Source organism: Ornithinimicrobium carbonis, from assembly GCF_050703245.1.
Taxonomy (GTDB): Bacteria; Actinomycetota; Actinomycetes; order Actinomycetales; family Dermatophilaceae; genus Ornithinicoccus.
The window spans coordinates 590,355-610,461 of sequence record NZ_CP192647.1; the positions used below are offsets into that span (position 1 = coordinate 590,355).

Annotated in this window: 16 protein-coding genes, 1 tRNA gene and 1 pseudogene; 12 read left to right on the top strand and 6 right to left on the bottom strand. The window is 75.0% G+C overall.

Annotated elements, in window-relative coordinates; all coding sequences use genetic code 11:
• The first annotated feature begins 15 nt into the window (after positions 1 to 15).
• Both ACQ95T_RS03070 and ACQ95T_RS03075 read left to right on the top strand, forming a co-directional pair.
• The gene (locus ACQ95T_RS03070) at positions 16 to 1,872 is read left to right on the top strand and encodes an MFS transporter (RefSeq protein ID WP_431473520.1); all 1,857 of its coding nucleotides are present in this window, start codon (positions 16 to 18) and stop codon (positions 1,870 to 1,872) included.
• 2,780 nt (positions 1,873 to 4,652) lie between these two features.
• Positions 4,653 to 4,964: a hypothetical protein gene (locus ACQ95T_RS03075; protein WP_431473900.1), complete on the top strand. Its 312-nt coding sequence runs from the start codon at positions 4,653 to 4,655 to the stop codon at positions 4,962 to 4,964.
• Between the two features lie 573 nt (positions 4,965 to 5,537).
• Here the strand turns inward: ACQ95T_RS03075 and mscL are convergent.
• From mscL to ACQ95T_RS03090, 3 genes are all read right to left on the bottom strand, one after another.
• Entirely contained in the window at positions 5,538 to 5,945 is a 408-nt protein-coding gene (gene mscL / locus ACQ95T_RS03080; protein ID WP_431473521.1) for a large conductance mechanosensitive channel protein MscL, read from the bottom strand.
• Positions 5,946 to 6,091: 146 nt separating this feature from the next.
• A complete protein-coding gene (locus ACQ95T_RS03085; RefSeq protein ID WP_425939283.1) occupies positions 6,092 to 6,649 on the bottom strand; it encodes an SAF domain-containing protein in 558 nt (185 codons plus the stop codon).
• Between the two features lie 278 nt (positions 6,650 to 6,927).
• Positions 6,928 to 7,338 (bottom strand): FmdB family zinc ribbon protein, encoded by a 411-nt coding sequence (locus ACQ95T_RS03090; protein WP_425939285.1) that lies wholly within the window; start codon positions 7,336 to 7,338, stop codon positions 6,928 to 6,930.
• A 60-nt stretch (positions 7,339 to 7,398) separates the two neighbouring features.
• On the opposite strand from ACQ95T_RS03090, the gene ACQ95T_RS03095 reads away from it, so the two are divergent.
• On the top strand, positions 7,399 to 10,092 hold the full coding sequence (locus ACQ95T_RS03095) for a penicillin acylase family protein (RefSeq protein ID WP_425939287.1): 2,694 nt from the start codon (positions 7,399 to 7,401) through the stop codon (positions 10,090 to 10,092).
• On the opposite strand, the gene ACQ95T_RS03100 is transcribed toward ACQ95T_RS03095, so the two are convergent.
• Together ACQ95T_RS03100 and ACQ95T_RS03105 are read right to left on the bottom strand one after the other, a co-directional pair.
• Entirely contained in the window at positions 10,070 to 10,480 is a 411-nt protein-coding gene (locus tag ACQ95T_RS03100; protein WP_431473522.1) for a 5-formyltetrahydrofolate cyclo-ligase, read from the bottom strand. The two genes, ACQ95T_RS03095 and ACQ95T_RS03100, sit on opposite strands and share 23 nt — an antisense overlap.
• A gap of 14 nt (positions 10,481 to 10,494) precedes the next feature.
• Positions 10,495 to 10,695, bottom strand: a complete 201-nt coding sequence (locus ACQ95T_RS03105; RefSeq protein ID WP_431473523.1) for a hypothetical protein — start codon at positions 10,693 to 10,695, stop codon at positions 10,495 to 10,497.
• Between the two features lie 60 nt (positions 10,696 to 10,755).
• On the opposite strand from ACQ95T_RS03105, the gene ACQ95T_RS03110 reads away from it, so the two are divergent.
• The 9 genes and pseudogenes from ACQ95T_RS03110 (at position 10,756) to ACQ95T_RS03150 (ending at position 18,391) form a co-directional block, all read left to right on the top strand.
• Positions 10,756 to 12,096 (top strand): molybdopterin-binding protein, encoded by a 1,341-nt coding sequence (locus tag ACQ95T_RS03110; protein WP_425939290.1) that lies wholly within the window; start codon positions 10,756 to 10,758, stop codon positions 12,094 to 12,096.
• Positions 12,097 to 12,140: 44 nt separating this feature from the next.
• The gene (moaC, locus tag ACQ95T_RS03115) at positions 12,141 to 12,572 is read left to right on the top strand and encodes a cyclic pyranopterin monophosphate synthase MoaC (protein WP_431473901.1); all 432 of its coding nucleotides are present in this window, start codon (positions 12,141 to 12,143) and stop codon (positions 12,570 to 12,572) included.
• Entirely contained in the window at positions 12,569 to 13,336 is a 768-nt protein-coding gene (locus ACQ95T_RS03120) for a GNAT family N-acetyltransferase (protein ID WP_431473524.1), read from the top strand. Before moaC ends, ACQ95T_RS03120 begins: the two co-directional genes overlap by 4 nt.
• Entirely contained in the window at positions 13,333 to 14,361 is a 1,029-nt protein-coding gene (locus ACQ95T_RS03125) for a hypothetical protein (protein ID WP_425939296.1), read from the top strand. The genes ACQ95T_RS03120 and ACQ95T_RS03125 overlap by 4 nt, the downstream gene beginning before the upstream one ends.
• Before the next feature lie 61 nt (positions 14,362 to 14,422).
• Positions 14,423 to 14,495: transfer RNA gene (locus tag ACQ95T_RS03130), tRNA-Ala, on the top strand.
• 132 nt (positions 14,496 to 14,627) lie between these two features.
• Positions 14,628 to 15,503: pseudogene (argF, locus tag ACQ95T_RS03135) on the top strand (ornithine carbamoyltransferase); the annotation flags it as partial.
• A gap of 157 nt (positions 15,504 to 15,660) precedes the next feature.
• Complete coding sequence (locus ACQ95T_RS03140) at positions 15,661 to 16,143, top strand: PH domain-containing protein (protein ID WP_425939298.1); 483 nt, start codon at positions 15,661 to 15,663, stop codon at positions 16,141 to 16,143.
• Complete coding sequence (locus tag ACQ95T_RS03145; protein ID WP_425939300.1) at positions 16,140 to 17,834, top strand: PH domain-containing protein; 1,695 nt, start codon at positions 16,140 to 16,142, stop codon at positions 17,832 to 17,834. Before ACQ95T_RS03140 ends, ACQ95T_RS03145 begins: the two co-directional genes overlap by 4 nt.
• A gap of 8 nt (positions 17,835 to 17,842) precedes the next feature.
• Positions 17,843 to 18,391, top strand: a complete 549-nt coding sequence (locus ACQ95T_RS03150) for a tetratricopeptide repeat protein (RefSeq protein WP_425939301.1) — start codon at positions 17,843 to 17,845, stop codon at positions 18,389 to 18,391.
• Between the two features lie 48 nt (positions 18,392 to 18,439).
• Here ACQ95T_RS03150 and ACQ95T_RS03155 read toward each other — a convergent pair whose 3' ends face one another.
• Positions 18,440 to 20,041, bottom strand: coding sequence for a dolichyl-phosphate-mannose--protein mannosyltransferase (locus ACQ95T_RS03155; protein WP_425939303.1), 1,602 nt, complete (start codon positions 20,039 to 20,041; stop codon positions 18,440 to 18,442).
• Between the last annotated feature and the right edge of the window lie 66 nt (positions 20,042 to 20,107).

A 20,107-nucleotide genomic window follows, 5' to 3' on the forward strand; every position in this document is an offset into this window, starting at 1 on the left:
TGCGAGACTGCCCCGGTGACGCCCACCTCCCTGGCCGACCCGCAGGCGCGCGCGCACGTCCAGTCGCGCACCGTGCTGACCCTCATGGGCAGTCAGACCCTGGGCGGCATCGGGGTCGCCAGCGGCATCGCGGTGGCCGCGATCGTGGCGGCCGAGGTCAGCGGGAGCGACGCGCTGTCCGGCCTGGCGACCACGACCCAGGTCCTCGGCGGCGCGCTGTTCACCATCCCCGTGGCGGCGGTCATGGCCCGGCACGGCCGGCGCCCCGGCCTGGTCATGGCATACCTGCTCGGTGCCGTGGGAGCCTTCCTGGCCATCACCGCCACCGCGACCGGGACGTTCTGGCTGCTGCTGCTGGGGACCACCCTCTTCGGGGCCTCCACCACCGCGAACAACCAGGCCCGGTATGCCGCCACGGACCTGGCCACCCCCGAGCGCCGCGGGCGCCAGCTCAGCTGGGTCGTGTGGGCCACGACCATCGGGTCGGTCCTGGGGCCCAACCTCATCGGGCCGGGCCGCTGGATCGCCGGACAGCTCGGCCTGCCGCCGCTGGCCGGTGCCTGGGTGCTGTCGATGGCCGGGTTCGCGCTCGCGGCGCTGCTGTTGCAGCTCCTGCTGAGGCCGGACCCGCTCCGCCTCTCCCGCGAGCTCGCGGCCCGGGCGGCCCCGGCGGTCGAGGAGACGGTGCCGGCGTCCGCCCGGCGGGGGAGCGTGGCCACCGGCCTGCGGCTGATCGCGGCCACGCCGGTGGCGCTGTGGGGCACGGTCGCGCTCACCGTCGGGCACGTCGTCATGGTCGCGGTCATGGTCATGACGCCCCTGCACATGCGGCACGGGGACGCCCAGATCGAGATCATCGGGTTCGTGATCTCCCTGCACATCCTCGGCATGTACGGACTGGCGCCGGTCGCGGGCCAGCTGACCGACCGCCTCGGGGCCGCCCGGGTCGTCCTGCTGGGCGTGGCGATCCTGCTGACGGCCACCGTGCTGGCCGGGCTGTCGGCCGTCGGCTGGTCGGCCGGGCTCACGGCCGGGCTGTTCCTGCTCGGCCTGGGGTGGTCCTGCACCATGGTGGCCGGCTCCGGCACCATCGCCGGGGCCGTCCCGGTCGCGGAGCGCGCCGCCGTCCAGGGCGCCGCCGACCTCGTCATGGGCCTGTCCGCGGCCGTGGGCGGGGCGGTGGCGGGCGTCGTCATGGACGTGTGGGGCTACGGCGTGCTCAACGCGCGGCGGCCGCGGCGGCCGCACTCGCCCTGGGCGCCTTCACGGTGGCCCGCCGCCGAGTCGTTAGCCTGGGAGGGTGACCCCGGCCCATCCCTCCCACGCCCTCGACCCTGCCCGGGTGGAGGTCGTCCAGCGCGCCCGCGGCCGGTGGCGGCGCGAGGTCGCCGAGCTCGGCGGTCCCAACACCCTGCTGTGGCACCGGACCTCGCTGACGGGCACCTTCGACCTCAACCTGGCCCACCCGGGCGGCGTGGCCAAGCTGCTCTCGGGCCGGCCCACCCTGCTCTCGGAGCTGGTGCGCGAGCACGTGGCCTTCCTCGACGCCTCCCCGCCGGATCGGCGCCATCCGCGACAAGACCAACGAGCTGCGGCGCGAGCACGGCATGGAGACCGGGTTCCTGGCGATCGGGCTGGCGACGTGGACCCTGCACCGGGTCCCCGTCCCTCCCCGCGCGCCGGTGCTGCTGCGCAGCTGCCGGATCCGGCCGGTGGACGCCGCCCACTCCGACCACGTGCTGCAGCTGCACGAGGACGTCGTCTTCAACCCCGTCCTCGAGCACTACCTCCGCAGCGAGATCCACCTGGACCTGGACCCGGTGGGGCTGGCGGGGCTGTCGGCCCAGCACCACGGCTTCGACCCGCGGCTGACCTACCAGGCGCTGGAGGACCTGTGCAGGGAGATGACCGGCTTCGCGATCGGTCCGCAGATGGTGCTGGGCACCTTCCCCTGGGCCAAGCTTCCGCTGGTCACCAGCTACACGGGGGACGCGCACGCGCTCGCCGGCCACGACGTGGCCGCGGCGCTGGCCGGTGTCGACGTCTCCTTCCCCGGGGACGGCCCGGACCCCGTGCGCGCGGACGACCCCGCCCAGGAGCTGTCCGCCCTCGACGCCGACCGGGCGCAGCGGCTCGTCGTGGACGAGGCCTCCCGCGGGGCCGACCTCGTCCTCGACACTCCGGCAGGCACCGGCGCCACGCAGACCGTGGCCAACGTGGTCGTCGCGGCGCTGTCGGAGGGACGCAGCGTGCTGGTGTGCTCCGAGGAGCGCTCCGCCCTGGAGTCCCTGCGGCGCCGGCTGGCGCACGTCGGCCTCGGCGACCTGTGCCTGCACCTGGCCGAGGACCCCGAGTCCATGCGGGTCGGCCTGGCCTCCGTGCGGCACGCCCTGGAGCACCTGCCCCGGGAGGTCGAACCGGAGCTGGGCCCCGACCCGCTGCCCGCCCGCGCGGACGCGCTGTCGGTGCTGCGCCGCGAGCACGAGGTCCTGCACCACCGGCACGCCCCGTGGGGCCTCTCGCTGGCCCGGGTGGAGGACGACCTGGCGGCCCTGGCCGCCCTGGAGGCTCCGCCGTGCTCACGCGTGCGGTTGGTGGACGAGGTGCTGGCCACCCTCGGCGAGGAGGAGCTGTCGGCCGTCGCGGACGCCCTCGTCGAGGCCGCCGACGCCGGTGCCTGGACCCGGGGGCGGGGGGACGACCCCTGGTACGGCGCCCGGCTCTCCGGCACCGACGAGGCGTCCCGGGCCCAGGAGATCGTCGCCCGGATGGTCACCGGAGCCTTCGGTGCCGCCCGGGAGCAGGCCGAGCGGGTGTGCCGGGCGGCGGGGATGCCCGTCCCGGTCACCCTCGAGCAGTGGTCCCACCGGTTGACCCTCGTCGCCCGGGCCAGCGAGACGCTCGACGTCTTCTCGCCCCAGGTCTACGACGCTCCGCTGGAGGAGATGGTGGCGGCCACGGCCGCGCGGGACGAGGTCTCCGGCCGGCCCGGAGCCGTGACGCGAGCCCGGCTGCGCCGGCAGGTGCGCTCGCTGCTGCGACCCGGCACGCCTCCCGCGGACCTGCCGCAGCGCGTGCGTCGTGCCCGGGACGAGCGGGCGGAGTGGGAGGAGGTGGCCGGCCGGGCCGCGCGCCCCGCCGCCCCGGAGGGCTGGGAGGAGGCGCTGGCCGCGCACGCGCCGGTGGGTGAGGACCTGGCCTGGCTGGCCCAGGTGTTCGTCGGCACCCCCGTCGGCCAGGACCTGAGAACGGTCCACCTCGACACGGTCCTGGAACGCCTCGTCGGCCTCGACGCCCGGGCCGACCGGGCACCGGTCGCCGCGGTAGCCCACCCGCTGCTCGCCCCGGTGCGGAAGCGCGGCCTGGGCGAGCTCGTCGACGACCTGGCCCGCCGCGGGGTCGCGCCGGAGCGGGTCGCCGCGGAGGTGCGGTTCGTGCACCGCTCCTCGGTGCTGCTGCACCTGCGCTCCGACGCCGTGCCCCAGCAGCTCCCGGCCGACACGGTCCGCGAGGCCGAGCGCGCCTTCCGCCGTGCGGACCGGGCGCACCTGCGGCGCAACGCCGCCCGGGCGCGCCTGGCCGTCCACCGTCGGCTGCTGCGGACGCGGGAGGCCCACGCCTCCCAGCTGGCCGCCTGGGAGCGGGCCGTCGACGAGGCCGCCGTCGGGGCGATCGACCTGCGCGACCTCATCAGCCGGGCCCCCGACGTGGTCCGTGCCGCCCAGCCCGTCGTGCTCGCCTCGCCCCTCGTGGTCCCCGCGGTGCTGCCGCCGGACACCACCTTCGACCTCGTCGTCCTGGAGCGGGCCGGGCGCACCACGAGCGCCCGGTCGGTCCCCGCCCTGGCACGGGGCCGGCAGGTGCTGGTCGTGGGTGACGGCGGCGGCCTGGGGCCGGCCCCGTTCTCCGTCGTGGCCGACCCTCGTGCCGAGGGGGAGGCGGACCGGGGGCAACCGTCCCGGTCCCTGCTCGAGGACGCAGCGGACGTGCTGCCGGTGCGTCACCTGCAGACCCAGTACCGCGCCCTGCACCAGGGGCTCGTCGCGCCGCTGGCTCCGTTCATGCCCCAGCCCGTGCACAGCTTCCCCGGGGTATGGCGTGGGGCCGCGGCCCGCAGCGTCGTCGCGGAGGGAGGGGTCTCGGCCCAGGTCTCATGCGCCGTCGAGCTCGCCCTGCAGCTGGCCCGGCAGGATCCCGACGGGAGCCTGCTCGTCGTCACCGACGACGAGGCGACCGCCGAGGACGTCGCGATCGCCCTGCGGGGTGCGCTGGCCGCGTCGGCCGCGGAGGCAGGGGGTCCACCCGACCCGGTCCTCGCCGGCGTGCTGGGCGACCTGGACGAGCGGTCCGAGCCGTGCCTGGTCCGGCCCGTGCACCGGGTGGGAGGGGAGGTCCGCGACCGCGTGCTGTGGGTGACCGGGCCGCAGTCGGCCCACGACGGTCGACGTGTCGGCGCGGTCCTGGCGGCCGCCCGCGCGGCGGTCGAGGTCGTCACGCCGGTGCCGGTCGACCGCTGGCCGGCCGGCCCGGGGACGGACGTGGTGCGGCAGGCCGTCGGGTCGGCCGACCTGACCGACCGGGGTCACCGGTCCGCCGTGCTCGCCGAGCTGACCCGACGGCTGCGGGACGAGGGGCTGGAGGTCGTGGAGGGGATGGGGCACGGTCCGCACGCCCTCGACCTGGCCGTCGTCGAGCAGGGGAGGGGCCAAAAACCGGTGCTGATGAGCGTGGCCGTCGACAGCGACGTCTCGCCGGACGCGGCGCGGACCGAGCCCGGCCGCGACGACGTGCGGCTTCGCCACGAGCAGCTCACCCGCATGGGGTGGGTCCCGCTGCGGGTGCGGGGCACGGACGTCTTCACCGACCCGGCCCGGGAGGTGGCCAGGGTGCTGGAGGCCGTCCGCGGGGCGCAGCGCCGCGCCGGGGAAGCGACCGTCTCCGCCCAGGGGCCGGCCATGCCGTGACCGGCACCGACGACGGGGAGGCCCCGGTCCGCCGGCGGCGGCACCGACGGGTGGACGCGGCCCCCACCCGTCCGGACGCAGACGTCTCCGAGGACCTGCCCGTGAGCAGCCCGGAGACAGGTGGCGGCGCGGGGGCACGTCCTGAGGCACCGGCCGGCCGGGTGGGTCGACCTGCTGTCGACCGGTCCGGGGACCGGGGCGGCGCCGACGCCGCACGCGACGCGTGGATCGCGGCGCAGCGCCCGCCCCACTGGGACTGAAACGCCGGTCGCGCATCTCCTTTCGTCCCCCGTCCGTCGTCGGTGTCCGTCGCCCCCGCGTGCATGCACCGCACGTCCTCGGTCGTCCTGCGCGTGCGTGCACCGCACGTCCTCGGTCGTCCTGCGCGTGCGTGCACCGCACGTCCTCGGTCGTCCTGCGCGTGCGTACACCGCACGTCCTCGGTCGTCCTGCGCGTGCACCCACGTCGTCCCGTCGTCCTGCGCGTGCACGCACGACGCCCCCGGCCGGGGGCCGGAGGCGTGGTGGTGGGGCCGGGGTCGTCCCCGCGGGGACCGGAGCGTCCCGGTGGTGTCAGAGGGTGCCGTCGTCGGTGCGGCGAGCGGCCAGCAGGTCGCGGATCTCGCGCAGGGTGGCGATCTCCTCGGAGATCTCCTCCGGCTCCTCCTTGCCGCGCATGCGCAGCTCGTTGAACTTGTTCATCGGCACGACGAGCACGAAGTACACGACGAGCGCGGTGAGCAGGAAGACGATCAGGGCGTTGATGATCGCCGCGAAGTCCATGTAGGTCGAGGGGTTGCCGTCGATGATCTCGAAGCCGAGCCCCTCGGCCTCGGCGCCTCCCATGGCGTTGAGCAGCGGGGTGACCAGGCTGGACACGACCTGCTCGACGACGGCGGCGAACGCGGCGCCGATGACGACGGCGACGGCGAGGTCGATGACGTTGCCCCGCATGATGAATTCCTTGAAGCCCTTGAGCATTGCTGTCCTTTCGTCCCGGGCGCAGGGCAGCAGCCATGACGTCCGGATGATGGTGGGGTGGTGGCGGGCGCAGCCCTCGCGCCTCGGTCCACCGACGAGGGTACCAGAGTCGAGTCGCGTCCGCCGCCACACCCGTACGGGTGGGGTCAGGGTCCGCGCAGGGCCACGTGCACCGCACCGCCCAGGGGGTCACCGCCCCGGGCCGCCAGGGCGGCAGCCTGACCGTCGTCGACGGCGACCCAGGCGCCGCCCTGCTCCGCCGACCCCACGGCGAGGACCAGGACCTCCCGGGCCAGGAACGACCCGTCGGACGGCGACCGCAGGTCGACCCGGTCACCAGCACCGAGGGACGCCGTCACGGCGGGCTCGAGCACCGGGACCCACACGGCGACGGTCCCCGGACCCAGCCCCGCGACCATCTCGGCGGTGCGCACGTCGGAACGGGTCAGCACCTCACCGGCCGCGAGCACCGAGGAGGCGGGTCTCCCGAGGGCCGCGCCGGGCTCGAGCAGCGCCCCGTCGGGCAGGGCGGTCCGTGGCAGCACCCGCAGGGCGAGCGCGTCCTCGGTCAGCTCGGTCCCCGCGGCCACCTCGCGGACGGCCACGACCGCGGGCACCCCGTCGGGCACGGGCCGGGTGACCGCCAGCTGGGCCACCAGGCCCACGGCCAGGGCGGCCAGCACGGCCGAGACCCACCGGCGCAACCGGGGGCCGCCCCACCTGCGCGGCCGGTCGGCCCGTCGGGCCGACCTCGCGCCAGGAGGACCCTGGGTGGCACGGGCGGCTCGGCCGGTCCGGGCGGTTCCGTCGGTCCGGGCGGTTCCGTCGGCGCGGGCGGTTCCGTCGGCGCGGCCCGGGCCTGCCCCGCGAACGGGGCGGAGGGGCGGCCCCCCGTGAGAGGGCCGCCCGGTCGCGGGGTCGTCAGCTGGGGAGCGCGGCACGCGCCGAGAGTAGGTGCGCGACCGCATACCCCCGGAAGGGGTCAGCCGCCGCCGGTGGAGGAGCCGCCGCCCGCCGAGGAGGATGTGGACGACGTGCTCCCCGTCGAGGACGCCGAGCTCCCCCCGGAGCCGGCCGACCCCTGGGAGTGCGTCTTCGACCCCCGGTCCGCCGACGACGTGCCCGCCCCGTCGGAGCCGGAGCCCGCCCCGTCGGAGCCGGAGCCGGAGCCGGAGCCGGACGAGCCCGAGGACGAACCCTTCGAGCCGCCCGCGCCGGAGCGGGAGTCCGTGCGGTAGAACCCCGACCCCTTGAAGACGACCCCGACAGCGCTGAAGATCTTGCGCAGGGAGCCGCCGCAGCTGGGGCACTCGGTCAGGGCGTCGTCGCTGAACGCCTGCTGGATGTCGAAGGCGTGTCCGCAGTCCTTGCACGCGTACGAATAGGTGGGCACGGAGGGAGATCCTACGTGGCCTCCCGCGGCCTCTCGTCCGCGTGACCTAGTCTGGAGCGCGTGTCCCGACCCGTGTGGCAGCGCGTGGCCGTGCCGGTGGTGGCGATCCTGGTGGTCGTCGTCGTGGCCACGGCCGTGCTGGGCGTCGGCCTGACCCGGCGGGCGTTCCCGCAGACCACGGGGGAGCTGGAGGTCCCCGGGCTGGCCGGGTCCGTCGAGGTCGTCCGGGACGAGCTGGGCGTGACCCACCTCTACGCGGACACCGCGGCCGACCTCTTCGCCGCCCAGGGTTTCACCGCCGCCCAGGACCGCTTCTTCCAGATGGACCTGCGCCGGCACGTGGTCAGCGGCCGGTTGTCCGAGCTCGTCGGCGAGGGCGGCCTGGAGACCGACAAGGTCATCCGCACCCTCGGCTGGCGCCGGGTGGCGGAGCAGGAGCTGGCCCTGCTGGACCCCACGGTCCGTGGCTACCTGCAGGCCTACACCAACGGGGTGAACGCCTACATCGACCAGCAGGCCTCACCCTCGCGCATGGGTCTGGAGTACGTCGTCCTGGCCCGCTCGGCCCCCGGCTACGAGGTGCGTCGCTGGGACCCGGTCGACTCGCTCGCCTGGCTGAAGGCGATGGCCTGGGACCTGCGCGGCAACTACGCCGACGAGCTGGCCCGCGGGCGCCTCGTCGGACAGGTGCCGCTGCCGCAGCTGGGCGAGCTGTACCCCGACTACCCGGTCTCGGAGCACCCGCCGATCCTCTCCCCCGGGGAGTGGTCGCCCGAGGAGCGACCGCGCGTGCCGGACGCCGACGCCCGCGGCGGGACCTCCGGCGCGGTGCGCGCACCGGCTCCGGGCGATGCCCTCGACCCGGCCGAGCAGGGCCGGCTGGGGGAGCCCGTCGCCCCGCCCGGACCCACCGAGGGGACGACCCGTCAATGGCTGGCTGACGGCGGGGTGGACGAGGCGCTCGCCGCGGCCGGGAGCGCCCTGGACGCCGTCCCCGCGCTCATGGGCACCGGGGAGGGCATCGGCTCCAACTCCTGGGTCGTCTCCGGTGAGCACACGGCCAGCGGTGCCCCTCTCCTGGCCAACGACCCGCACCTGGCGGTCGGGCAGCCCGGCATCTGGCTCCAGGCTGGCCTGCACTGCCGCGTGGTGTCCGAGGCCTGCCCCTTCGACGTCACCGGCTTCACCTTCGCCGGTCTGCCGGGGGTGGTGATCGGCCACAACCAGGACATCGCCTGGGGGATCACCAACCTGGACCCGGACGTCACCGACTTCTACCTCGAGGACGTCGAGGGCGACCGCGTGCTGCGCGGGGACAGCTACGTGCCGCTGACCGTGCGCACCGAGACGATCAAGGTGGCCGGCGGCGAGGACGTGGAGATCACGGTGCGCGAGTCCTCCCACGGTCCCGTGGTCTCCGACGTGCTGGACCCGGTGGCCGACCTCGGCACGGACGCCCCCCTCGGCGGGGTCGAGACCTCCGACGACTACGAGGTGGCGCTGGCGTGGACGGCGCTGGAGCCCGGTCGCACGGCCGAGGCGATCTTCGCGATGAACCGGGCGAGCGGGTGGGAGGACTTCAGGGACGCGGCCCGGTTGTTCGAGGTCCCTGCCCAGAACCTGCTCTACGCCGACACCGAGGGCAACATCGGCTACCAGGCCCCCGGGCTGGTCCCGGTGCGCCGCTCGGCCACGCACGGGACACCGCCCGGGTTCTATCCCGCACCCGGGTGGGACGAGGCCTACGCCTGGTCGGGCTGGGTGGACTTCGAGGAGATGCCGTACGCGCTCAACCCCGAGGACGGGGTGATCGTCGCGGCCAACCAGGCCGTGGTGCGCGGGAGCACCCCCTTCCTCACCAGCGAGTGGGACAAGGGCTACCGCTCCACCCGCATCCTCGAGCTGCTCTCGGCCCGCACCGAGGAGGGACCGCTCACCGTCGAAGACATGACGCAGGTCCAGCTCGACGACCGGAACGCCTTCGCGGAGGTGCTCGTGCCCCTTCTGGTGGACCTGGACCTGGGGCACGACTTCTACGCCGAGGCCCAGGACCTGCTGCGCGACTGGGACCTCACGGCCCCCGCAGAGGGGGAGCAGTCGGCCGCAGCCGCCTACTTCTACGCGGTCTACGCCAACCTGCTGGAGACCGTCTTCGACGACGAGCTGCCGCCGGACCTGGCTGCGACCGGCAACTCCCGCTCGATGCTCCTGCTGGACGAGCTGCTGGCCCGCCCCGACAGCCGCTGGTGGGACGACCGGCGCACGCCCGGGGTCGTGGAGTCGCGCGACGAGGTCGTGCGCACCGCCATGCTGCAGGCGCGGCTGGACCTGACCCGGGACATCTCCAAGGACGTCGAGGACTGGACGTGGGGACAGCTGCACCAGGTCCGCCTGGAGCACGAGGTGCTCTCCGGGGAGGACGTGCCGGCGCTGGTCAGGGGGATCTTCGGCCAGCCGCCACGGCCGGCCTCGGGCACCAGCGCCGTGGTCAACGCGATGAACTGGGACGCCTCGACGGGCAGCTTCGAGGTCACCTCGGCACCGTCCATGCGCATGGTCGTCGACCTCGCGGACCTGGACGCCTCCCGCTGGGTCAACCAGACCGGCAACTCGGCCCACCCGTTCCACCCCAACCACACCGACCAGACCAGAACCTGGATCGAGGGCGGGACCTATCCGATGGTCTCGGGGCGGGAGGCGGTGCTGGAGCGCGCCCACCAGACGATGACGCTCACGCCCGCTCCGCCGGGCTGAGCGGGAGCCGGGTCACCCCGCTGCCGGGGCGGAGCACGGCGTCCACCCGGGCGTCGTGAGGGTCGGCGGGCACGGCCGGCACCAGCTCGTGGTCGTGCAGCACGGCGACTACCGCAGCCCCGGGCGACCGCTCCCGCAGGAGGGGCAGGGTGGTGTCGTAGTAGCCGCCGCCCTGCCCCAGCCGGACCCCGTCGGCCCCCACGGCCAGCGCCGGGACCAGGGCCAGGTCGACCTGGGCGAGCGCCTCCTCGCCCAGGGGCGTGCGGTCCGGGTCGGCCACGTCGGCCCAGTCCAGCCGGGGCCGGGCCAGGGTGATCGGGACCAGCACCCGCACCCCCGCCCCGATCAGCTCCCGGACCAGCCGGTCCACGGGGGGTTCGGTGCGCATCGGCTCGAAGAGGGTCACCGTGGTGCCCGCGCCGACCAGCTCCAGGCCGGTGGCGGCCAGCGCCTCCGCGGCCTCCTCGCGCCCGTCGCGCCCCAGGCGTCCACCAGCTCGCGCCGCGCGGCCCGCACGAGGGCACGCCAGCGGGCCTTCTCGGCGACCACGTCGCCGTCGGCGACGACGGTGGGCAGCGAGGGGGAGCTGGGTGGGATGTTCACCGGGCCATTGTGTCCCGTCTGACTACGCTGGGCGCAGACCCCGATCAGAAAGGTGAGGACATGATCCCCGTCGAGGAGCACCTCGCGCGCATCCTGGAGCAGATCCGGCCGGTGGAGACCCAGTCCGTCCCGGTGCCGCGGGCGCACGGTCTGGTGACCACGGCCGAGGTCCGCAGCCGGGCGGACCTGCCCCGCTTCGACAACTCCTCGATGGACGGGTATGCCGTCCGGCGGCAGGACCTGGAGGGGGCCTCCGCGGAGAACCCGGTGCTGCTCCCGGTCTCGGGGGACGTGGCCGCGGGCGACCAGCTCCCCCGTGAGCACGTGCCCGGGCAGGCCTGGCGCATCATGACCGGCGCGCCGATCCCCGTGGGGGCCGACGCGGTCGTCCGGGTGGAGGACACCGACGGGCACGTGCGCGAGGCCCAGTTCCGGGTCCAGCCCGAGGAGGGGTCCAACATCCGGCGTGCGGGCGAGGACGTGCGCAGCGGGGAGGTGGTCCTGCCCGCCGGCACCCCGATCGGCGCACCCCAGCTGGCGGCCCTGGTCTCGGCAGGCGTGGAGCAGGTCGAGGTGGTCGGCCCGGTCCGCGTGGTCGTGCTCTCCACCGGGGACGAGCTCGTGCCGGTCGGCGACGCGGTCGGGCCGGGCCAGATCGTGGACTCCAACGGGCCGATGCTCGAGGCGCTCGTCCGCGAGGCCGGGTTCTTCCCCGTGCACGTGGGCCACCTGCCCGACGACGAGTCGGCGACGAAGAAGGAGATCAAGCACCACCTGGACCACGCCGACGCGATCATCACCACCGGCGGGGTGAGCAAGGGGGCCTACGACATCGTCAAGAAGGTGCTCAGCGGCGAGGGGACGACGGAGTTCGTCGAGGTGGCGATGCAGCCCGGCAAGCCGCAGGGGTTCGGGGTGCTCGGCCGCCGCAAGGTGCCCGTCTTCATGCTTCCGGGCAACCCGGTCAGCGCGCTCGTCAGCTTCGAGGTGTTCGTGCGACCGGCGCTGGAGCGCCGGGCGGGCCGCCGGGTCAGCGACAGCAGCACGACGGGCCTGGTGACCACGGGCTGGAGCACCGCCAAGGAGCGCACCACCTACACCCGGGTACGCCTCACGCGCGACGTCACCGGGGAGTATGCGGTGGAGCCGGTCGGCGGGTCCGGCTCGCACCTCGTGGCGGGGCTGGCGATGGCCGACGCGCTGGCGGTCGGCGGGGCGGACGAGGAGGAGGTCGCGGTGGGTTCGCAGGTGGAGCTGCTCCTGCTGCGTCCCCGCCGGGACATCGACGGCCGGCTCTCGGCGCAGGAGGACGACGGGTCCGACCGGGACGGGGACGGTCCCACCGACCCGGACGGCCCCCAGGACGGGGACGGCCGCACCGACGACAAGGACGGGGCGTGACCGCGGACGGGCTGACCCACCTGCGCGCCGACGGCACGGCGCACATGGTCGACGTCACCGACAAGGCGGTCACCGCGCGCAGCGCCAGCGCGGCGGGACGGGTCGAGCTGTCCGGCGACGCCGTCCGGGCGCTGCGCTCGGGGACGGTGCCCAAGGGCGACGCCCTCGGTGTGGCCCGCATCGCCGGCATCCAGGCGGCCAAACGGACGCCGGACCTGGTCCCCCTGTGCCACCCCGTCGCCGTCCACGGCGTCGAGGTCGATCTGGTCGTGGACGACGAGGGAGTGGCGATCACGGCCACGGTGCGCACGGCCGACCGCACCGGGGTGGAGATGGAGGCGCTCACCTGCGTCAGCGTCGCGGCCCTGGCCCTGGTCGACATGGTCAAGGCGGTCGACCGGCTGGCCGTGGTCACCGACGTGCGGGTCACGGCCAAGTCCGGCGGCCGCTCCGGTGACTGGGTCCGGCCGCGGTGAGCTGGGTCTGGCCGGTCGTCCTGCGCACCGGCCTGCCCGACGGCTCGACCCTGGTCCTGCGCCCGCTCGTCCGGTCAGACCGCGAGGCCTGGGAGGAGGTGCGCGGCCGCAACGCTCGCTGGCTGGCCCCGTGGGAGTCGACCGTGCCGGGGCGACCTCCCGGCCGGACCTCCTTCCACCGTCTCCGCCGCGGTCTGGACCGGGCCGCCCGCGACGGGTACCTGCTGCCCCTGGTCCTGGAGGTCGGCGGTCGCCTCGTCGGCCAGGTGCAGCTCTTCGACGTCCTCGGTGGCGCCCGGTCCAGCGGGCTGGTGGGGTACTGGCTCGACGAGGACGCCACCGGGCACGGCTACGCCACCTGGGCGGTGGCCCGGCTGGTCGACCACGCGCTGGGACCCGTCGGTCTGCACCGGGTCGAGGTCGCCATCCGCCCGGAGAACACCGCCAGCCTGGGGGTGGCGGAGCGGCTGCGGCTCCCGAGGAGGGGATGCGCCGCGGCTTCATGCACGTCGACGGTGGCTGGGCCGACCACCGCTGCTTCGCGGTCCTGGCCGAGGACCTGCGGCCCGGGGGGTATGCCGACGGCGGGCTGGTCGCGCTGCTCCGGCGCGACCGGGGCGCGGACCCCGGGACACCCGGGACGCCGTCGTCGACACGGGACGACGAGGCTCCCGCACGTCACACCAGAAACTTGCGCGACACTCCGAGCGCCTGACGCACGCTCCGGCGACGGCCCCCTAGCGTGGCGCACGTGCCCAGCGTGAGCAGTCTGATCTTCGTCGTCATCCTGGCGGTGTGGGCTGTCTACCTGGTCCAGCACTGGGTCCGTCGGCGCGACCACCTGGCCACCGCACGGTCGGTCGACCGGTTCTCCGAGGCGATGCGCGTGCTGGAGCGCAGGCGCGCCCTGCCCCGTCCCGAGACGGCCGAGGTGGCACCGCGCCCCTACGACACCTCACCGCTGCGACCGGCCCGTCCGGAGGTCGTCGTCAAGCGCCACGACGCCCCGGCCGGCCTCGCCCGGGCCGCCCACGGTGCGCGCGCCGTGGCCCCGCCGCCCGCCGTGCGCCGGGCCCAGGTCGCCAACCGCCTCCGGGGGGCGGCCCTGCTCGTCTCCTCCGTCGTCCTCGTCGCGGCCAGCGGTCTGGCCATGGCCGGCACCCTGCCCCGCTGGTCGGCCCTTGCCGCCGTCGCCTTCCTCGGCCTCACCGTCGGCGTCGTGCGCTGGTCGGCGGCCCAGGAGAGGGCCGCACGTCGTCGCCCGGTCCGCGCTCCGCGCGTGGTGACGACGGCCGCCCGGCCGGCCGGGCGGCGCGCCCCGCACCGCGCCCCGACCCCCGAGCACGCGGACCGTCCGGGGCAGCGCCCCGCGGGACGGACCGCCGACCACGCGCTCGCCGCCCAGTCGCTCGCCGTGACGACCCGTCCCGGGTCTCGCCGGTCCGGCGCGCGGCGCACCGTGGTGGCCGCCGACCGGCCGGCACCCGCGCTCTACGACGTGGCCGCCGTCGAGGCAGGCCTGGACCGGCGGTCCGCCGTGTCCGGCGCCGGACCGACCGGCGGGGACCCGTCGGGCGCCACCTCCCCGGCCGTGGCGACGCCCTCTGCCCGGGACGGTGCCGCCGGGGGCACGTGGGACCCGGTCCCCGTTCCGCCGCCCACCTACGCCCTCAAGGCACGGGCCTCCCGCGGGGTGCCCGAAGGCACCGGACAGCTGCCCGAGGACGGCACCGTGATGGCCCTCGAGGAGGAGTTCGAGGACCTTCCCCACGTCGACCGGGTGGGGTAGGCCCGGCTCGTCGCTGATTGGGCGGCCGTCGACGGCGGTGCTAGAGTATGGAGCCGCACGAGGGGCTGTGGCGCAGTTGGTAGCGCGTCTCGTTCGCAATGAGAAGGCCAGGGGTTCGAATCCCCTCAGCTCCACCGGACAGGGTCCGGTCCCTCCGCCGAGGGGCCGGACCCTTCGCCGTGCCGGGGTGAGGCTCGAGCGGGCCCTGCACCCGTCCCACGGGCCGGGTCGACCCCCCTGCCGAGCACGATCGAGGAGTTGTACACATGGCGGTCAACCTGCGCGGACGCAGCCTGCTGTCCTTGGTCGAGGACAGTCCGGCCGAGATCAAGCACCTCGTCGACCTGGCCCACGACCTCAAGCGGGCCAAGGCCTCGGGGCAGGAGCGCCAGCTGCTCCGCGGGCGCTCGGTGGCCCTCATCTTCGAGAAGACCTCCACCCGCACCCGGTGCGCGTTCGAGGTGGCCGCGGCCGACCAGGGAGCGTCCACGACCTACCTGGACCCGCGCAGCACCCAGATCGGCCACAAGGAGTCGATCAAGGACACCGCCCGGGTCCTGGGCCGGATGTTCGACGCGATCCAGTACCGCGGGTCGAGCCAGGCGAAGGTCCAGGAGCTGGCCGACCACGCCGGGGTGCCGGTCTACAACGGGCTCACCGACGAGTGGCACCCCACGCAGATGCTCGCCGACGCGCTGACGATGACCGAGCACACCCACAAGCACCGGCACGAGACCGCCTTCGCCTACCTGGGGGACGCCCGCAACAACATGGGCCACAGCCTGCTGCTGCTGGGCGTCAAGCTGGGGATGGACGTGCGCATCGGTGCCCCCGCCGGCCTGCAGCCCGATGGCGGGGTCGTCGACCTGTGCCGCGGGATCGCCGAGGAGACCGGGGCCCGGATCACGATCACCGACGACCCGGTCGCGGCCGTCCGTGGGGTCGACTTCGTGCACACGGACGTCTGGGTCTCCATGGGCGAGCCGGTGGAGGCGTGGGAGGATCGGATCGAGGGGCTGCTGCCCTACCAGGTCAACGCGGACCTCATGGCCGCGACCGGCAACCCGAGGGCGCGGTTCATGCACTGCCTGCCGGCCTTCCACGACACCGACACCGACGTGGGTCGCGAGCTCATGGGGCGCCACCCCGAGCTCGCCGGCGGGCTGGAGGTGACCGACGAGGTGTTCGAGCCGCCGCGGCGAGCATCGTCTTCGACCAGGCCGAGAACCGTCTGCACACGATCAAGGCGCTCATGGTCGCCACCCTCGCGTGAACGGGGCGCCCGAGGTGGCCGGAGCAATGCTCCGCGAGCCCGCCCACCGGGTCAGCCCGCGGGCGGTGACCTACTGGGTCGTCAACGGGCTGGTCGGCGGGATCATCACCTGGCTGGTCCTCTTCACGATCTACTGGTTCCTCCCGGACTCCTGGGGCCGGTGGCTGGGACCGCTGTTCGTCGTCGTCATGGTCCTCAACCTCGCCGACGTGACCCTCGAGCCGATCGTGCGGTACCGCCGCACCCGGTGGGAGGTCACCGGCGAGAAGGTCTTCGCCCAGACCGGCTGGCTCTCCCGCGACCAGCGGATCGCGCCGCTCTCGCGGGTGCAGACGGTCGACACCCACCGGGGCGCGATCATGCGGCTCTACGGCCTGGCCAACGTCACGGTGACGACCGCCTCGGCGGCCGGTCCCATCACCCTGCCCTGCCTGGACAGCGACGTGGCCGACCGGGTCACGGCGGACCTCGCCCGGATCACGGGGCAGACCCGGGGCGACGCCACGTGAGCCTGTCCGACCTGCCACCGCCGACCGGGGACCCGGTGGTGCCGGGTCCTGGCCCCGCGACCGGGCCGACGGGTCCTGGCCACGCGACCGGGCCGACGCGCGCGCCGGCCCCGGGTCCGGTGCCCGCCGGCGCCGGGGAGGAGTGGCAGCGGCTCAGCCCCCGGATGCTCCTCGTGCATCCGGTGCGCGGCCTGGGCTCGATGGCCGTCCCCCTGCTCCTCGCCTTCTTCATCGGCCGGGGTGACGGCGGGGCGTGGTGGATCTGGGTCGCCGTCGTGGGTGGTGCGATCGCCCTCCTGGCCGGCATGGTCTCCTGGTTCATCACCCGCTACCGGGTGACCGACGCCCAGCTCCAGCTGCGGACGGGGCTGCTGAACAGGCGGGTGCTGACCGCCCCGCTCGACCGGGTCCGCAGCGTGGACATCGAGTCCACCCCGGTGCACCGCGTCCTGGGGCTGACCACGGTCAAGGTCGGCACGGGGGTCGACAGCAGCCGGATCGAGCTCGACGGCCTGGGTCGGGACCAGGCGGCGCGGATGCGCACCTTCCTGCTGTCCCGGTCTGGTGCACACGGGTCGGGCGCGCCCGGGTCGGTCGCACCCGGACAGGTCCCGTCCGGCGCGGGCACGGCACACCCCCCGCCGGCGCCGGGGACGACCGCCGCCGGTGCCGCGCAGGCCCGCCTGCCCGCCGACGAGGTCGAGCTGGCGCGGATCGACTGGGGCTGGCTGCGCTACGCGCCGTTCAGCCTCTCCAGCCTGGTGGTCGTGGCCGGTGTGGCCGGTGTGCTGGCCCAGTTCGGCGACGACGTGCCGGTGGACGAGGTCGCGGTGGTCCAGGACGCCTGGGCCTGGGTGGTGGCACAGGCGGTGGCCGTCCTCGTCACGGCGGCCGTCGTGGGGGTCGTCGTGGGCTGGGTGGTGCTCTCGACGCTGAGCTACGTCCTGACCTGGTGGAACCTGCGCGTGGTCCGCGAGCCGGGGGGCAACCTGCGCGTGACCCGTGGGCTGCTGACCACCCACAGCCAGACGATCGAGCGGGAGAAGGTCCGCGGCGTGCGCATGGGCGAGCCGTTCCTGCTGCGGTTCGTCCGCGGGGCCGAGCTGACCGCGATCGCCACCGGCATCGGCACCGGGGGGACCACCAGGGTGCTGCCGCCGGCGCCCCGGACCGTGGTGACCCGGGTAGGGCACGAGCTGCTCGAGGAGGAGGGGCCGCTGACGATGTCGCTCGTCGGGCACGGACCCCTGGCCCGTCGCCGCATCCACGTCCGCGCCCAGTGGGGCTCCCTCTTCCTGGCCGCCCTCGCAGCCGTTCCGGTGTGGCTCGACCGGTGGTGGTTCGTGGGGTGGCCCGGGTGGATCCCGCTCGCGGTGCTCCTGGGTGTGGGCCTGTTCAACGGTGTGCTGGCCGAGGCGTCCTGGCGCAACCTGGGGCATGGCCTGACCGGGGACCACGTCGTCGTCCAGACGGGCGCGGTCGTGCGGACGCGGGAGGTGCTGGAGCGGGCGGGGGTCATCGGCTGGGTGGTCCACCAGAGCTTCTTCCAGCGTCGTCTGGGCCTGTGCCACCTGACCGCGACGACCGCGGCGGGCTCGGAGCAGGTCGTGGTCCCTGACGTGCCCCTGGCGGTGGCGGTGGACCTGGCGCTCCGGGCCACGCCGGGAATGCTGGAGGACGTCCTGGCGTAGTTCCTGCCATGGACGACATGGAGCGGATGCTGCGCGGGCTGGGGGCCGGAGGAGGGGACGGCGAGGACCGGGACGAGGACGTGCCGGGCGTCGTCGACCCGGCCGCACCCGCCGACCCGGGCACCGTCGTCGACCCGGCCGCACCCGCCGACCCGGCCGTACCCGCCGACCCGGCCGTACCCGCCGACCCGGGCGACCCGGGCCCCGCGCTGCCGCCGATCCAGCTTCCGGGCGACGACGAGCTGGACGACCACGCCCGCTACGACCGGGCGACGTTCCTGTTCCAGAGCCGGTCCTACTCCCGAGCGGTCGAGCTCCTCGTGCCGCTCGTGGACGCCGAGCCCGGCAACGCCGAGATCCGGCTGCTGCTGGCCCGTGCCCACTACCACTCGGCGTCGCTGGGCCGGGCGGAGGAGGTCCTGCGGGGTCTGCTCGAGCGCTGGCCCACGGACGCCTACGCGCACCTCCTGCTCGCCCGCACCCTGCAACGGGCCGGGCGCGCCGAGGAGGGCGCACCCCACCTGAAGATCGCCGAGGCGATGGGGCTGCAGGCCTGAGCCGGCCGCGCCGACCGCCGGCGGCCTAGTTCCAGAAGTCCCGGCGGCCTAGTTCCAGAAGTCGAAGAACATCCGCCAGCGCCACTGCTCGCGCGGCAGCACGACCGCGGTGTGGACCGGGTAGTACCAGACGAACCAGGCGGCGGCGAGAACGAGGTAGCCGACCACGAGCACCGCCCCCCACCGGCGCCGCCGGGGGGACGCGGTCGCCGGACCCAGGACGAGGCCCAGGCAGGCCACCACGACGAGCACGAGCCAGGGGAGGAAGGCCACCGCGTAGAAGCTGTAGATCGTCCGGGTCTGGTAGAGGAACCACGGCAGCCAGCCGGCGACCACCCCCGAGAGGGCCGCTCCTGCCCGCCAGTCCCGGCCGAGCAGCCACAGGAAGGCCACGACGACCAGCCCGGCCGTGGCGCCCCACCAGAGGAGGACGTTGCCCAGCGAGGCGACGTAGCTGACGCACTCGGCCGCCTCGCAGCCGGACTCCCCGCGGGTCGGCCACTCGGCGTAGAAGAGGGTGGGTCGCCACTGCACCGTCCAGCCCCAGGGGTTGGAGCTCCACCGGTGCTCGTTCTGCAGCCCGACGTGGAAGGACATCATCTCGGCGTGGTAGGCCCACAACGACCGCACGGCGTCGGGGACCAGTGCCGCGGGGCTGCCGTCGGCCAGGGGGTTCTGGGCCGCCCACTGCCGCTTCCACCCGCCCTCGGTGGCGAACCAGCCGGCCCAGGTCGCCACGTAGGTCGCCAGGGCGACGGGGACCATGGACACGAACGCGGGTATGCCGTCGCGCACCACGGTGCCGACGAACCATCCGGGAGCCCCGGCGGCGCGGCGCGCACCCAGGTCCCACCACACGGTCATCAGGCCGAAGACGGCGAGGAAGAACAGGCCCGACCACTTGGTGCCGACGCACAGGCCCAGGCTGACCCCCGCGGCGACGCGCCACCAGCGGACCCCCAGCGGCGGCCCCCACCACCGCGCCCAGCGCCGCCACGGTCGGCGGGGGACCGGATCGTCCCGGCCGCGCTCCCAGGCGGGCCAGCGGTCCGCCAGCCGACGCCGCGCCTGCTCGCGGTCGAGGAGGAGCAGGAGGAAGGCCAGCAGGGCCCACCACATGACGAAGACGTCGAGCAGCCCGATCCGGGACTGGGCGAAGTGGTGGCCGTCCACCGCGAGCAGCGTCGAGGCGGCCACGGCCAGCAGCGCGTGGTGCCACAGGTGCCACGCCACCCGGCCCAGCACCAGGATCGAGAGGGTCCCCACGACGGCCGACGCCAGGCGCCAGCCGGTGGGGTCCTCCGGACCCAGCAGCAGCTGCCCCAGGGCGATCATCCACTTGCCGACGGGAGGGTGGACCACGAGGTCGGGCAGGGAACCGAAGACGTCGGGGTCGCCGGCGTTCCACCGGGCGTCCGGATCCTCCAGCCCCTCGCGGATCTCCCGCTCGTGGCCGTAGCTCAGGAGGGACCATGCCTGCTTGACGTAGTAGGTCTCGTCGAAGACGAGCCGGCCGGGCTCGTCGAGGCGGACGAAGCGCAGGATCCCGCCGACGAGGGTCACCAGCAGGATCCCCGCCCACGCCAGCCGGTCCTGCCGGCCCCGTGGCGGAGGGGCGGGCCCGAGCAGCCTGGCCCGCAACGACTCCATACCGGGCATCGTAGGTGGTGGGTGGGTCTGCGCCGGAGCCGCAGGCCGGGGTAGTAACCTGCCCTC

Bases quoted from the DNA above. Each gene is read 5' to 3' on its own strand.
- ACQ95T_RS03140 (WP_425939298.1), top strand. From the start codon at position 15,661: ATGCTCCGCGAGCCCGCCCACCGGGTCAGCCCGCGGGCGGTGACCTAC.
- mscL (WP_431473521.1), bottom strand. From the start codon at position 5,945: ATGCTCAAGGGCTTCAAGGAATTCATCATGCGGGGCAACGTCATCGAC.
- ACQ95T_RS03075 (WP_431473900.1), top strand. From the start codon at position 4,653: ATGGGGCACGGTCCGCACGCCCTCGACCTGGCCGTCGTCGAGCAGGGG.
- moaC (WP_431473901.1), top strand. From the start codon at position 12,141: ATGGTCGACGTCACCGACAAGGCGGTCACCGCGCGCAGCGCCAGCGCG.
- ACQ95T_RS03100 (WP_431473522.1), bottom strand. From the start codon at position 10,480: ATGCGCACCGAACCCCCCGTGGACCGGCTGGTCCGGGAGCTGATCGGG.
- ACQ95T_RS03150 (WP_425939301.1), top strand. From the start codon at position 17,843: ATGGACGACATGGAGCGGATGCTGCGCGGGCTGGGGGCCGGAGGAGGG.
- ACQ95T_RS03155 (WP_425939303.1), bottom strand. From the start codon at position 20,041: ATGGAGTCGTTGCGGGCCAGGCTGCTCGGGCCCGCCCCTCCGCCACGG.
- ACQ95T_RS03110 (WP_425939290.1), top strand. From the start codon at position 10,756: ATGATCCCCGTCGAGGAGCACCTCGCGCGCATCCTGGAGCAGATCCGG.